At 73.1% G+C, this 14,199-nt stretch carries 12 protein-coding genes and 2 pseudogenes; 7 read left to right on the plus strand and 7 right to left on the minus strand.

Going from position 1 to position 14,199, the window contains the following annotated elements:
• Window positions 1-11 precede the first annotated feature (11 nt).
• Window positions 12-761, minus strand: coding sequence for an enoyl-CoA hydratase family protein (locus IE140_RS09200; protein WP_093440018.1), 750 nt, complete (start codon window positions 759-761; stop codon window positions 12-14).
• Between the two features lie 94 nt (window positions 762-855).
• Here IE140_RS09200 and IE140_RS09205 point away from each other — a divergent pair, with 94 nt between their 5' ends.
• From IE140_RS09205 to IE140_RS35895, 3 genes and pseudogenes are all read left to right on the plus strand, one after another.
• A complete protein-coding gene (locus IE140_RS09205) occupies window positions 856-1,803 on the plus strand; it encodes an SDR family oxidoreductase (RefSeq protein WP_150197824.1) in 948 nt (315 codons plus the stop codon).
• Between the two features lie 143 nt (window positions 1,804-1,946).
• Window positions 1,947-2,213: pseudogene (locus IE140_RS35890) on the plus strand (VOC family protein); the annotation flags it as partial.
• Between the two features lie 348 nt (window positions 2,214-2,561).
• Entirely contained in the window at window positions 2,562-3,173 is a 612-nt protein-coding gene (locus IE140_RS35895) for a GNAT family N-acetyltransferase (RefSeq protein WP_373296154.1), read from the plus strand.
• 112 nt (window positions 3,174-3,285) lie between these two features.
• Here IE140_RS35895 and IE140_RS09215 read toward each other — a convergent pair whose 3' ends face one another.
• Together IE140_RS09215 and IE140_RS09220 are read right to left on the minus strand one after the other, a co-directional pair.
• Window positions 3,286-4,053, minus strand: coding sequence for an ankyrin repeat domain-containing protein (locus IE140_RS09215; protein WP_150197822.1), 768 nt, complete (start codon window positions 4,051-4,053; stop codon window positions 3,286-3,288).
• Between the two features lie 38 nt (window positions 4,054-4,091).
• Window positions 4,092-5,009: a hypothetical protein gene (locus IE140_RS09220; RefSeq protein ID WP_150197820.1), complete on the minus strand. Its 918-nt coding sequence runs from the start codon at window positions 5,007-5,009 to the stop codon at window positions 4,092-4,094.
• A 364-nt stretch (window positions 5,010-5,373) separates the two neighbouring features.
• Between IE140_RS09220 and IE140_RS09225 the strand changes: the two genes are divergently transcribed.
• Window positions 5,374-6,141: a S1 family peptidase gene (locus tag IE140_RS09225; RefSeq protein WP_150197818.1), complete on the plus strand. Its 768-nt coding sequence runs from the start codon at window positions 5,374-5,376 to the stop codon at window positions 6,139-6,141.
• Between the two features lie 64 nt (window positions 6,142-6,205).
• Here the strand turns inward: IE140_RS09225 and IE140_RS09230 are convergent, their stop codons facing one another.
• Window positions 6,206-8,026, minus strand: a complete 1,821-nt coding sequence (locus tag IE140_RS09230) for a glycoside hydrolase family 35 protein (RefSeq protein WP_189460260.1) — start codon at window positions 8,024-8,026, stop codon at window positions 6,206-6,208.
• A 221-nt stretch (window positions 8,027-8,247) separates the two neighbouring features.
• Here IE140_RS09230 and IE140_RS09235 point away from each other — a divergent pair, with 221 nt between their 5' ends.
• Together IE140_RS09235 and IE140_RS09240 are read left to right on the plus strand one after the other, a co-directional pair.
• Window positions 8,248-9,111: an AraC family transcriptional regulator gene (locus IE140_RS09235; protein ID WP_150197660.1), complete on the plus strand. Its 864-nt coding sequence runs from the start codon at window positions 8,248-8,250 to the stop codon at window positions 9,109-9,111.
• A gap of 25 nt (window positions 9,112-9,136) precedes the next feature.
• Window positions 9,137-9,544, plus strand: coding sequence for a chorismate mutase (locus IE140_RS09240; protein WP_150197654.1), 408 nt, complete (start codon window positions 9,137-9,139; stop codon window positions 9,542-9,544).
• Between the two features lie 4 nt (window positions 9,545-9,548).
• Here IE140_RS09240 and IE140_RS09245 read toward each other — a convergent pair whose 3' ends face one another.
• Entirely contained in the window at window positions 9,549-10,358 is an 810-nt protein-coding gene (locus IE140_RS09245; protein WP_150197653.1) for an MIP/aquaporin family protein, read from the minus strand.
• 159 nt (window positions 10,359-10,517) lie between these two features.
• On the opposite strand from IE140_RS09245, the gene pepN reads away from it, so the two are divergent.
• Window positions 10,518-13,067 (plus strand): aminopeptidase N, encoded by a 2,550-nt coding sequence (gene pepN, locus IE140_RS09250; protein ID WP_189460262.1) that lies wholly within the window; start codon window positions 10,518-10,520, stop codon window positions 13,065-13,067.
• Between the two features lie 13 nt (window positions 13,068-13,080).
• Here pepN and IE140_RS09255 read toward each other — a convergent pair whose 3' ends face one another.
• Both IE140_RS09255 and IE140_RS09260 read right to left on the minus strand, forming a co-directional pair.
• Window positions 13,081-13,452, minus strand: coding sequence for an ArsR/SmtB family transcription factor (locus IE140_RS09255; protein WP_093440039.1), 372 nt, complete (start codon window positions 13,450-13,452; stop codon window positions 13,081-13,083).
• Between the two features lie 109 nt (window positions 13,453-13,561).
• Window positions 13,562-14,001, minus strand: a pseudogene (locus IE140_RS09260) (ATP-binding protein).
• Between the last annotated feature and the right edge of the window lie 198 nt (window positions 14,002-14,199).

The following is a 14,199-nucleotide window of genomic DNA, read 5'->3' on the forward strand; positions in this document are numbered from 1 at the left end:
TGGTCACGGTTTCAGTCCTCCTTGCCGAAGGTGTCGCGGACCCGGGCGGCGGTCCCGGCGAGGTTCGCCTCGAAGGTGAACCCCTGCTCGAAGCGGTAGCTGCGCTGTACGTCGACGGGGTCGATGCCGTTGAGCGCGGCCTTGGCCAGCCGCAGCAGATGTCCGTCCTTGGCGGCGATCTCCGCCGCCAGCGCCAGCGCCGCGTCGTGGAGTTCGGCCGGCGGGACCACCCGCCAGACCGAGCCGTGAGCGTGCAGTTCGGCGGCCGTGACGGTCCGCGAGGTGTAGTACAGCGTGCGCATCAGGTGCTGCGGGACCAGCCGGGCGAGGTGCGTCGCGGCGCCGAGCGCTCCCCGGTCCAACTCCGGCAGGCCGAAGACCGCGTCCTCGCTCGCCACGATCGCGTCGGCGTTCCCCACGAGCCCGATGCCGCCGCCCAGGCAGAACCCCCGCACCGCCGCGACGACCGGCACCTCGCACGCGTACACCGCCGCGAACGCCTCGGCGCACCCCCGGTTGGCGCCGATCAGGGAACCGTGTCCCGGATCGCGCTGCAACTCCTTGATGTCCACGCCCGCGTTGAAACCGCGTCCCTCGGCGGCCAGGACGACGCAGCGCACCGCCGGATCGCGGCCCGCCGCGCGTACGGCATCGGCCAGGTCGTACCAGCCCTGTACGGGCAGCGCGTTGACGGGCGGATGGTCGACGGTGACGACGCGGACGCCGTCGGCCCGGGAGGGGGAGGAGGTGGAGACAGTCATCGGAGGATCAGCTACCTTTCCACCAAACATTTGTTAGGTGGACGGTAGCAGTTGCTCCTGCTCGTCAACCAGGCCTACTTCCACGGGAGATGTGATGACCGCACCCGCCGCACCCACCGCATCCCGCGCCGGACTCTGCGCGGACCGGGTCGTCGCCGTCACCGGGGCCGGGCGCGGGCTCGGCCGGGCCCACGCGCTGGCCTTCGCCGCCGAAGGGGCCCGGGTCGTCGTCAACGACCTCGGCGTCGGACCGGACGGAGGCGGAGGCGAGCGCTCCGGCGGGCCTGCTCGCGCGGTCGTCGACGAGATCGTGGCGGCGGGCGGCGAAGCCGTCGTCCACGGCGGCGACATCGCCACCGCCGAGGGCGCGTCCTCCCTGGTCGCCACCGCCCTGGACGCCTTCGGCCGCCTCGACACCCTGGTCAACAACGCGGGCTTCCTGCGCGACCGGATGCTGGTCAACCTGGACGAGGACGACTGGGACGCGGTGGTACGGGTCCACCTCAGGGGCCACTTCCTGCCCCTCAAGCACGCCGCCGCCCACTGGCGAGCCGAGACGAAGGCGGGCCGGGCGCCGGTCGCCCGGGTGATCAACACCAGCTCCGGCGCCGGACTCCTCGGCAGCGTCGGCCAGGGCAACTACGCGGCCGCCAAAGCCGGAATCGTCGCCCTGACGCTGGTCGCGGCGGCCGAGCTGGGCCGCTACGGGGTCCACGTCAACGCCCTCGCGCCCGCCGCCCGGACCCGGATGACCGAGCGGACCTTCGCCGAGGCGATGGCGGCCCCGGGGGAGGGGGAGTTCGACGCCATGGCCCCCGCCAACGTCTCGCCCCTCGTCGTCTGGCTCGGCTCCGCGGCGAGCGACGGTGTGACGGGCCGCGTCTTCGAGGCCGAGGCGGGCCGCATCACCGTCATGGAGGGCTGGCGCCCCGGCCCCACCGAGGACCGGGGCGCGCGCAGATCCCCGGCCGAGGCGGGCGAGACGGTGCGCCGGCTGCTGGCGGACGCGGAGAGACCGGGGCAGGTGTACGGGGCGTCGTAAGCGGTTCCTCAGCCTCAGCCGCAGTCTCCCAGGGGCTTCGGGGGAAAATCGTTTGCGCGGATGCCCGGGCTCCAGGTATCCAGCACAGGACACCCGAGGAGCGCACGATGACGCGGCACGGCCCCCTGAACGAGTTCTGCTGGATGGACCTCAAGACCCGCGACCCCTCCGGGACCGCCGCCTTCTTCTCCGCGGTGCTGGGCTGGGACTTCGCCGTGGACGAGGCGGACTGGCGCCGGGCCGTCAAGATCTCCGCCGGGGACCACCGGATCGGCGGCGTGAGCGACCTCGCGCAGCCCGTCTACCCGCCGGGCCTGCCCGCCCATGTCGCCTACTACCTGGCGGTCGACGACGTGGACCACCGCACGGCCGTGGCGGCGGAGAACGGCGCCCGAATCCTCGTACCGCCCTTCGACGCGGGGGACCAGGGCCGGATCGCCACCCTGATCGACCCCGTGGGCGCGGCCGTCTCCTTCTGGCGGCCGCGAGGGTTCGCGGGGTGGCCGGTATCGCCCCCGGACGAGGGCGGGGCGATCCCCGACCACATGGTCCTGGTCTGCGCGGACCCCGAGCGGGCCCGGCACTTCTACACCGGGACGACCGGCGCTCCGCTCGCCCGCGTCACGTTCCTGGAAGCAGCTCCCGAGGCCGCGCCGCACTGGGAGGTGTCCGTGGCCGTGGGCGATCCGGACCGTGTCGCCGCCCGGGCCCGCGAGCTCGGCGGCGAGCTCGTCACCCTCACCGGAGGCGCCGCGCGGCTGTCGAGCCCGGAGGGGCTGACCGTCCGCCTCGCCACCGCACCGCAGGCCTACCCTTCCTTCCTGGAGACCGACCGGCTCGTCCTGCGCCCCGCCACGGCCGCCGACGCCCCCGACCTGCTCGCCCTCGACAACGACCCGGCCGTCATGCGGTACATCAACGGCGGCCGGCCCACGAGCGCCGAGGACATCCGGGACCGTACCCTGCCGAGGCTCCTTCACGACCACCCGTGCACCGGAACCCGCGGCTACTGGATCGCGCGAGAGAAGGAGTCGGATGCGTTCCTCGGCTGGTTCGAACTCCGGCCGCTGACCGACCGCGACCCCGCCGTGGTCGAGCTCGGCTACCGGCTCAACCGGGCCGCCTGGGGCCGCGGATACGCCACCGAGGGCGCACGCGCCCTGGTCGACAAGGGGTTCACGGACCTCGGGGTCCAGCGGGTCACCGCCAACACCATGGCGGTCAACGCGGGGTCCCGGCGCGTGATGGAGAAGGCGGGGCTGACCTTCGTGCGGGCCTACACCGAGGACTGGCCGGAGGCCATCGAGGGCTCCGAACACGGTGAGGTGGAGTACGAGCTGACGCGGGAGACGTGGCAGCGCGGGCGGTGAGCGGACGGTGAGGGGTGGGCGCGCCCGGCTCAGGCCCGCCGGGCCCGCCCCGCTCAGCCCCGTCGGCCCCGCCCGGCTCAGCCCCGTCGGCCCCGCCCGGCCCGCGCCCGGCTCAGTCCCGGCTCAGGGCCCATCCCTCCAGCAGCGTCACGATCTCCGCGTGCCCCGTGTGCTGGTCCACGCCCGCCGTCGGCACCCCGTCCCGGAGCAGCTCCACCGCCACGGTCTCCTCGTCGTTCCGTCGCTCGCGGAACACCACCGTGTCGAGCCCGGGGCCGTACATCTCCTCCAGCCGCCGCAGCAGCTCCCGCTCCGGATCGAGTCCGGCGAGGCGCCGCGCCTCGGCCAGGGCGACCGCGACCGCGGATTCCTGTCCCTCTGCCGCCGCGCCGTGCGCGAGCAGCGCCCGTACCGTCCGCACCGAGCCGCGCTGCGCCGCCAGCACCAGCATCGCCTCGCCCTGCGGGCCCGGCAGCAGCGGGTCCGCGCCCGCGGCCAGCAGCGCCTCGACCGTCGGGGCGTGCCCCAGGCCGACCGCCCAGCGCAGTGCGGTGAAGCCGAACTCCTCGCGCAGATCCGGCTGCGCCCCGGCGGACAGCAGCGCCTCCACCACCTCGGTGTGCCCGCCGCACGCCGCCCCGCACAGCGGCAGATCACCGGCCTCCGGCCCGCTCGCCCGGTCGGGGTCGGCCCCGGCCGCGAGCAGCAGCCGCACCATCTCGGGGCGGTCCTGGACCGCCGCCGTGTAGAGCGCGGTCGTGCCCTCCTCGTCGCTCGCCTCGGCCCGCGCACCCGCGCGCAGTGCCCGTACGACCGTGTTCTCGTCCTCGTACAGCGCGTCGAACAGGCTTGGTTCGTCCCTGATCGGCTTGTTCGTCATCCTTCGACCCTACGGGGACTCCCGGACGACGCCCCAGGTCAGGTGTCGCACTCCAGGCGCGTACGGCACAGCCCGCACCGTGCGCTGACCCGGCCCCGGACGGGGAGCCGGATGCGCTGGTGGCAGGTGGGGCAGGGGAAGGAGACGCGCAGTCCCTGGGGGCCGGTCTCGAAGATGTACGGGACGTTCGGGTCCGGGCCGGCCTCGGGGTGGTCCTGGGCGTACCGCCGGTCCTTGGCGTAGCGGCGGCGGCCCGTCCAGCCGGCGGCGGTCAGCGGTGGTCTGCGCAGATCGTCCAGCGCGCGCTGACGCCCCTTGGTGTACGCGGTGTAGGCCTGGGGGCTGGTGAACCACGGGGAGGGGTCCTCGTCGAAGGCGAACGCCCGCTTGGCCAGGACGTACCCGAACTCCTCCCGGGTCAGATAGCCGAGCTTCTGACGCGACGTGGCGTCCTCCCGGAACGCGTCCAGCAGCAGCCAGCCCGTGCCGAGGTAGGCCGTCGTCGTGTCGGTCAGGATCTCGTTGGCGCGGGTGCCGGGGAACTCAAGGCCGAGCCGGTGCAGCAGGACATGGGTGATCTCGTGCGCGAGCGCCGCGCCGATGTCCCTGCGGTGGGTGCGGAACCGGTCGTTCAGCTCGATGAAGTACTCCGGGCCCGCCGTCAGTTCCACGCTCGCCGCGTGCTCCATCGCGCGGAAGCCGACGATCATCCGGGCGTCGGGGAGGCGCAGGTGCTGGACCAGGGAACGCGCCACCCGCTGGGCTCCCAGATGCAGATCGTCCTCGTCCCCGAACGCGGCGTCGACGGGCGCGAGGCTGGTGGCGTAGGTCCGGACTCCGTCCGCCGAGAGCCGCCGGTAGAGCGCGGTGATCGCGGAGCGGACCGTGTCCAGATGCGGAAAGCCATGGGCGACGGGTGCGCCCGGAGGACGGTTCGTCACGCCGGAATCCCCCATCCGCGACGGTTGACGGACCTCCACTGTATGCCGGGCGGGGAGAGGGGCCGGAAAGGCGGTGGGCCGGGCGGGGAGAGGGGCCGGAAAGCCGCCGGGTGATCTTGGCCGAAAACTGCACCTTGTGTCAGCGGTCACTCGGCACCGATAATCGGAGTGTTCTTGTCGGGTACATGACCAATTCGGCTCCGTGCCGGAGGCTGTCACCCGGCAGGGGCACGCGCGCCGGACCGCGCAGCCCACGGCAACAACCCACTGCACGTCAGCACTTCCGGCTCCACGTACAGGGACTCCTGCACGGCAACGCGGTACGGCAACCTCCCACAGCAACCCCCCACACGAAATCCCCCCACGAAAGCAGGCATCTGTGAAGCTTCTGAGTGCGCTGAAAAGGTGTTCCGTCGCCATAGCCGCCGTCGCCCTCGCGACCGTCAGCCTCCAGCCCGCCTCCGCCGCCCCCCAGCCGATCGTCGGCGGGGAACGCGCCGAACAGGGCGAATTCCCCTTCATGGTCCGGCTCTCCATGGGCTGCGGCGGTTCGCTCTACACCCAGGACATCGTCCTCACCGCCGCCCACTGCGTGGACGGTTCGGGCGACGACACCTCGATCACCGTCACCGGCGGTGTCGCCGACCTCGAGTCGCCCGACGCGATCACGGTCAACTCCACCAAGGTCCTCCAGGCCCCGGGCTACAACGGCACCGGCAAGGACTGGGCGCTGATCAAGCTCGACAAGCCGATCGACCAGCCCACCCTGAAGATCGCCACCGACGCCACCTACGACGAGGGCACCTTCACCGTCGCCGGCTGGGGCGCCGACAAGGAAGGCGGCAGCCAGCAGCGCCACCTCCTCAAGGCCGACGTCCCGTTCGTCTCCGACTCCGACTGCCAGGGCGCCTACAGCAACCTCGTCGCCGACGAGGAGCTGTGCGCCGGCCTCCTCGACACCGGCGGCGTCGACAGCTGCCAGGGCGACTCCGGTGGCCCGATGTTCCGCAAGGACGACTCCGACGAGTGGGTCCAGGTCGGCATCGTCAGCTGGGGCCAGGGCTGCGCCCGCCCGGACTACCCGGGCGTCTACACCCAGGTCTCGCACTTCGCGGCCGACATCGCCTCCGCCGCCGACTCGCTCTGACCCGGTCGGAGCGACCGGCCGGCTCAGGCCTGATCCACCCGATCGTCGGGCGCCGACCCGCTGATCACGGCTGAACCACCCCGGGGGTGCCCGTTCGTACGGGTGCCCCCGGGCCCAGTTCCACCCACGGCTCGCCCGCGTCCTCCAGCTCCAGCACCCACACCTCGTTGGCGCCCTCGCGGAGCACCGGACCCGGCACGTACAGGATCCGCTGCGGGCCCGCCGACCAGTACCGGCCCAGGCAGAAGCCGTTCACCCAGACGAACCCGCGCGTCCAGCCCGGCAGTTCGAGCCCCGCATGGCCGAGACCCGCCGCGCCCTTTACCGAGAACGCCCCCCGGAACAGCCCCGTTCGCCCCGCGTCGCCCGCCCCCGCGGCGGCCTCCACCGGCCCGAACGGGACCGCCGCCACCGCGCCCGGCACCTCGAAGGCGTCCAGCCGCAGCCCCCGGGCCCGTACCCCGTGCAGGTACTGCCGCTCGTGCAGCACCCCGCCCGTGACCCCCTTCGGCTCACCCAGCCGCGGCCCGTAGTTGACCCGGCCCAGCGACTCCGCCCACAGCTCGACCTCCGCGGGCCCCGCCACCGGCTCCGGCAGCGTGCCGGACTCCTCGGTCAGCACCCCGGCCCGCACCCCGTCCACGTACACCACCGCCCTGTCCCGCAGCCCCGACGCGCCCAGCGGATACGCCTGGCGCGGCCCCGGCACCGCCACCCGGTAACGCACCAGACCCCGGTCCACGCCCAGCTCCTCGAAGGTCGGCGGCACCCCCGACTCCGTCTCCGGATCGCCCAGCGCCTCCGTCACGTCCCCGAGCCCCGCCCACCCGGTCAACTCCGCCCGCACCGGCCCGGCGAGACCCCGCGGCTCCGGCGGCAGCGCGGGCAACGGCCCCTCCGCGTACTCCTGGAGAACCTTCCGGAACAGGTGGAACTTCTCCGTGGCCCGCCCGTACTCGTCGACCGGTGCGTCGTAGTCGTACGACGTCACCGTCGGCTGGAACTCTCCGTCCTGCAGGGGGCCACCCCGGTTCGCCCCCGCCCAGCCCGCGAAGTTCGACCCGCCGTGCGCCATGTAGATGTTCACCGACGCCCCGCACTCCAGGATCTCCCGCAGCGCCCCGGCCGCCTCCTCCGCGTCGCGCAGCACCGGTTCGGCACCCCAGTGGTCGAACCAGCCGCACCAGAGCTCCATACACATCAACGGACCCTTCGGCTGATGCCGGCGCAGCACCGCGAAACCCTCCCGCGCCCCCGAACCGAAGTTCGCCGTCGCTAGCAGCCCCGGCACCGAACCCCCGGTCAGCATGTGGTCCTCCGGCCCGTCCGACGTGAACAGCGGGACCGTCACCCCGCACTCCCGCAGCAGCCCCGCCAGCCACTCCAGATACACCGCGTCGGAGCCGAAACTCCCGTACTCGTTCTCCGCCTGGACGAGGATCACCGGACCGCCCCGCACCACCTGCCGCTCCACCACCTGCGGCAGCAGCTCCCGGAACCACCGTTCCACCACCGCCCGGAACTCCGCGTCCCGGGTCCGCACCCGCCGCCCGAACCGGCCCGTCACCCACACCGGAAGACCGCCGTTCTCCCACTCGGCGCAGATGTACGGACCCGGCCGCACGATCGCCCACAGCCCCGCCCGCTCCACCGCGTCCAGGAACCGGCCGAGCGCCCCGACGTCCCGGAGCTCGCCCTCGCGCGGCTCGTGCAGATTCCACGGCACATACGTCTCGACGCAGTTCAGGCCCATCGCGGCGAGCATCGCGAGCCGGTGCCCCCACTGCTCCTCGTGCACCCGGAAGTAGTGCAGGGCGCCCGACAGCAGCCGTACGGGCTTCCCGTCGAACCGGAAGCCCTCGTCGTCCACGGTGAAGTCGGTCATGGCGCAGTTACGCTCCTGTGCTCGGCCGCACCCGGCGGCCCCCGGTCGATTGGTCCGACCACTGTCACCTCTGGCGCGCACCGGGTCCATGGACAAAGATCGCTGTTGATTGGACGCAACGGACCGGCGGCCGGGACCCGCCGGGACCGGAACCGAACCGGAACCGGAACGGCAACCGACGGACCACCTGGGAGGGGAAGACCGTGACCTACCACACCTGGATGCGCTTCTTCACCCCGAGCCCGCTCCACCACCGGCTGGGCCTCGTCTGCCTCGGCGTCGGCCTCCAGCACGGGGCGCTGCCCACCGTCGGGCCCCGCACCCTCGACCACCACGTCGCCGTGATCGTCAACTCCGGCACCGGCTGGTTCAAGGGCCCCGACGGCCGCCGCACCCCCGTCACCGGCCCCAGCCTCATCTGGCTGACCCCCGGCACCCCCCACCACTACGGCGCCGACCCCGGCACCGGCTGGGACGAGAGCTTCGTCGACTTCACCGGCCCCGCCACCACCACGTACACCGAACTCGGCTACATCGAACCCGACCGCCCCCTCGTCCCGCTCGCCGACACCGCCGCCCCGCGCGCCGCCGTCGGACGCATCGTGCGCGCCGCCCGCCGCGGCAACCCCCTCCTGGAGGTCGAGACCGGGGCCGCCGTCCACGAACTCCTCGTCTCCCTGCGCCGCGCCCGCGCCGACATCGGCCCCGACGGCGGTCCGGTGCTCCAGGCGCTCGCCCGCGACGCCTACCAGCCGCTCACCGTCGCCCAGCACGCCTCCCGGCACGGCATGACCCCCGCCGAACTGCGCACCGCCGTACGGCGCGGCGCAGGGTGCAGCCCCAAGGACTACCTGCTCGGGATCCGCCTCGGCCGGGCCAAGGAACTCCTCGCCGCCACCGACCTCCCGGTCGCCGCCGTGGCCCGCCGCGTCGGCTACGACGACCCCGCCTACTTCTCCCGGCTCTTCGCCCGCCGGGTTGGCACGGCCCCCGTCCGCTTCCGCGAACAGCAGGGCCGCAGCGTGCCCGGCGGCTGGAGCGACCAGGTGCCCGACCCCGACGACCCGCCGACGATCGGGCCGTGAGGACGGACGTCTAAGCTCGCTGACCATGAGTACGAGCGAGATCGACGCGACCGTCCGGGCCGAGCTGAACCGGCTGCGCGAGAGCATCGACAACATCGACGCCGCCGTCGTCCACATGCTGGCCGAACGCTTCAAGGCCACCCAGCAGGTCGGCCGTCTGAAGGCCGACCACAAGCTGCCGCCCGCCGACCCCGCCCGCGAGACCCGCCAGATCGCCCGGCTCAGGGAACTGGCCCAGAGCGCCAACCTGGACCCGGCGTTCGCCGAGAAGCTGCTGAACTTCATCATCGCCGAGGTGATCCGCCACCACGAGCGCATCGCCGAGGAGGCGGAGAACGGCCAGGTGGAGAGCGGCGAGGCGGAGAACGGCGAGGTGGAGAGCGGCCAGGAGGAGAGCGGCCAGGAGGAGAACGGCCAGGCACGGAACGTCTGAGCCGCTACCGGGACGACGGCCGGCGGAGCCCGGTCCGCCCCGCGCACCACGCGCCGAGCACCGCCCCCACGGCCGGCCCGAGCACGTACACCCACAGCCGCCCCGTGTCCCCGGCCAGCAGCGCCGGGCCGAACTGCCGCGCCGGGTTCGCCGATCCGCCGCTCAGCGGGCCGAGCACCCCGATGACCAGGGCCGTCGTCAGCCCCACCGCGTACGGGAGCACCCGGCGCCCGCCCGGCGACGCGAGCAGCACGGCGAGCATCAGCGTCGACCCCGCCAGGACCCCCGCCTCGGCCGCCAGGACCACCGCGTCGCCCCACGCCGGATCGGCCCGCACCGAGGCGTGACGGACCGGCGGGCGCCCGGCCGCCGGACCCCACACCAGCCCCGCGCACCACACCCCGGACACCGACCCGGCCAACTGGGCCACGGCGTACGGCACGACCTCGCGACCGGGGAAGACCCCGAGCCGCCACAGGGCGACGGTGACGGCCGGGTTCAGATGGCCGCCCGAGCAGCGGCCGGGCGGGGACAGCATCAGCAGGGCGAGCAGGATCCCGACGACGCCGCCCAGCACCGCCGGACGGGCGGCCGCCGACCCCGGGTCCGGCCCGACGAGCCACCGCACCGCCGTCACGATCAGGAACAGCAGCAGCGCGGTCAGCGCCGCCTCGCAGACCGCCCGCGGCAGCAGGGGAGCGGGACCGGCATCAGGCCCGTGCGGGGACTCCGGAGCTCGGTGACCGACCGTGGTGGGCCGGATCTCCGGCCCGGGTCTCGGAACGACAGGTTCGGGCGCAGGCGTGAGCGTCATGAGGGACGTCCTCGGTATTCGGTGTGCCGCGCCGAGGAGATGGTAAGCGGCAACAGCCCCCCCGGGGTATCCACCCGCCACGATCACGCCACCTGCCCGCCCGTCCGCCCAGGGAGAACCCCGCTGCGCCCGCCGTCCCCCGTACGGCAGCATGGGGCCATGTCCGTACTGACGCGCGACGAAGCGCAGACCCGAGCCCAGATCCTCGACGTGGAGCGGTACACGATCGCCCTCGACCTCACCACCGGCGAGGAGACCTTCGACTCCGCCACCGCCATCCGGTTCACCGCCCGCGTGGCCGGAGACACCTTCGTCGAGGTCAAGCCCGCCACCCTGCGCTCGATCAGTCTCGACGGACAGCCCCTGGACCCCGCCCTCCTCGACGGCAACCGCTACCCCCTCCCCGGGCTCACCGCCGGCCCCCACGAACTGCGCGTCGACGCCGCGATGCACTACTCCCGCACCGGCGAGGGCATGCACCGCTTCACCGACCCCACCGACGGCGAGACCTACCTCTACACCCAGCTGTTCATGGATGACGTCCAGCGCGTCTTCGCCGCCTTCGACCAGCCCGACCTCAAGTCCGTCTTCGCCATCGACGTCACCGCCCCCGAAGGCTGGACCGTCCTCGGCAACTGCGTCGCCGAGCACACCGGACAGGGGCGCTGGACCATCGCCCCCACCCCCCTCATCTCCACCTACCTCGTCGCCATCGCCGCCGGACCCTGGCACTCGATCACCACCGAGCACGCCGGACTGCCCTTCGGTATCCACTGCCGCCGCTCCCTCGCCCCGTACCTGGACGCCGACGCCGACGAGATCCTCGACATCACCCGCGCCTGCTACGACCGCTACCACGAGAAGTTCGACGAGCCCTACCCGTTCGACTCCTACGACCAGGCCTTCGTCCCCGAGTTCAACGCCGGCGCCATGGAGAACCCCGGACTCGTCACCTTCCGCGACGAGTTCGTCTACCGCTCCGCCGTCACCGACACCGAGCGCCAGACCCGCGCCATGGTCATCGCCCACGAGATGGCCCACATGTGGTTCGGCGACCTCGTCACCCTCACCTGGTGGGACGACATCTGGCTGAACGAGTCCTTCGCCGAGTACATGGGCTACCAGACCCTCACCGAAGCCACCCGATTCACCGACACCTGGGTCGACTTCGGCGTCGCCCGCAAGGGCTGGGGCTACGACGCCGACCAGCGCCCCTCCACCCACCCCGTCGCCCCCGACCCCGACGCCGTCCCCGACACCGCCTCCGCCCTCCTCAACTTCGACGGCATCAGCTACGCCAAGGGCGCCTCCGCCCTGCGCCAACTCGTCGCCTGGCTCGGCGAGAAGGACTTCCTGGCCGGCATCAACGCCCACTTCGCCCGCCACAAGTTCGCCAACGCCACCCTCGCCGACTTCATCGACAACCTGGCCTCCGCCACCGACCGCGACGTCCACGCCTGGGCCGGACAGTGGCTGCGCACCACCGGCATCGACACCCTCACCGCCGAGACCGGCACCCCCGCCCCCACCGAACCCTCCGGCCCCCCGGCGAACGGCAACGGCCAGTCCTGGGCCCTCACCGTCACCCGCGACGGCTCCCGCCCCCACCGCATCACCGTCGGCGCCTACGACCACGCCCTGGGCACCCAGGCGGGCCCCGGCCGCCTCGCGCTGCGCGACCGCTTCGAGATCGACGTACCCGGCGACGGGACACCCACGATCCGCCCCGGCCGCCGCCCCGCCCTCGTCGTCCTCAACGACGGAGACCTCACCTACGCCAAGATCCGCCTGGACACCGCCTCCTGGGACACCGTCCTCACCGACCTCTCCGGCATCCCCGACGCCCTCACCCGGGCCGTCCTGTGGAACACCGCCCGCGACATGGTCCGCGACGGCGACCTCGCCCCCGCCACCTACCTCGCGACCGCCCGCACCCACCTCCCGTACGAGACGGACCTCGCCCTAGTCCAGGGCGTCCTGTCCTTCGCCGCCGGCCAGGTCGTCGACCGCTGCACCATCCCCGAGGACCTGCCCGCCGCCCGCGCCACCCTCACCGACCTCTGCCGCGACCTCATCCGCCGCACCGAGGACGGCTCACAACCGGGCCTGCGCCTCATCGCCGTACGCCACTTCATCGACGCCGCCACCCAGCCCGACACGCTCCGCAGCTGGCTCGACGAGGGCACCGTCCACGGCGGGCCCGAGCTCGACCCCGAACTGCGCTGGCGCATCCTCACCCGGCTCGCCGTCCTCGGCGCCACCGACGAGACCGCCATCGCCACCGAACTGGCGGCGGACCCCAGCGCCACCGGCCGGGAAGGCGCCGCCCGCTGCCGCGCCGCCCTCCCCACCGCCGAAGCCAAGGCCGCCGCCTGGGACGCCCTGTTCACCGACGACACCCTGTCCAACTACCTCTTCACCGCCACCGCCCAGGGCTTCTGGCAGCCCGGCCAGGAAGACGTGACCGGCGACTACGTGTCCCGCTTCTACCCGGACGCCATCGCGCTCGCCGCCCGCAGGGGACCCGCCATCGCCGAGGCCGCCGGACGCTACGCCTTCCCGGTGTACGCCGTCGACCCCGAGAGCCTCGGCACCGGCCTCCGCGCCCTGGAGGACCCGGCCCTCACCCCGGCCCTGCGCCGCAAGCTCGTCGACCAGCTCGACGACCTCCGCCGCGCCCTCGCCGTGCGCACGTCGGCCACGGGCTGACCTCTCCTGACCTCTACGGGGTGTCCTGACGGCCCGGGCGAGCATCGTCCGGGCCGTCGCCGTCCGACCGCAGATCGGCCAGCAGCTCCGCCTGACCCGCCAGCACCCCGGTCAGAATCGTCCGCGCCACCCGCAGCAGCTCCGCCACCCCCGGATCGGCCAGCGAGTAGTGGACCGCCGACCCCTCCCGCCGGGCCGTCACCAGACCGGCCCGGCGCAACACCGCCAACTGCTGCGAGAGATGCGCGGCCTCGACCCCCACCTCGTTGAGCATCTCCGAGACCGCGTGATCGCGTTCACTGAGCAGTTCGAGCACCCGGATCCGGACCGGGTGCCCCAGCGTCTTGAAGAACTCCGCCTTCAAGCGGTACAGCGGCGTGCTCACCTGCGGCACCCCGTTCCGTACGGCGGGAGCCCGCCGCACCACTGCTGACCTGAACTCTTCTCCATGGGCTCATCCTCGCGCCTCCGCACCCCGGACGTGTACCCGAGGGTCACCGGAAGCCGCGCCGCAGCGGCAGAGTGACCCAGATGCTCTTGCCGCCCTCGTCGGCATCGCCCCGCACCACCGCTCTGCCGCCCAGACCACGGGTCAGCTCCATCACGGTCGCCAGCCCCCGCCCCGGCGCGATCCCGGCGGACGCGAACAGCGCCGGACGGTACGGATGACGGTCGTGCACGCCGAACGCGAACGTGTCCGGCCCGCCCGCGAACACCACCGTCACCTGCGGGGAGAGCGCCGCCGCATGACGCACGCTGTTGGCCACCAGCTCGCTGAGGATCAGCAGCGCCGGATCACGGCACGGCTCCCACGCCGCCACCCCCACTCCTCCAGCACCTGCTCGGTGGTCTCCCGGGCGACGCGCACAGCCCGCCCCGTCGCGGGCAGCGTCAGCACATGCCGGTACGGCAACGGATCGGGCGGCGTGAACATCACGCGGGCTCCCTGTCAGGGCGGAACGACCCGTACAGCATGTAGTGAATTGCATAAAACTGCAATTAACTCATTGAGCAGGCGGCTCTGCCCCGAGCGCCCGTCCGGGGCCGCCCCAGCACACCGGTCCCGAAATCGCACACCCATACCACCCCCACCCACCCCGCCCCGGCCCCACCGACCGCCAGTACCCCTTTC

It is taken from the genome of Streptomyces parvus (assembly GCF_014648875.1).
Lineage (GTDB): Bacteria > Actinomycetota > Actinomycetes > Streptomycetales > Streptomycetaceae > Streptomyces > Streptomyces parvus.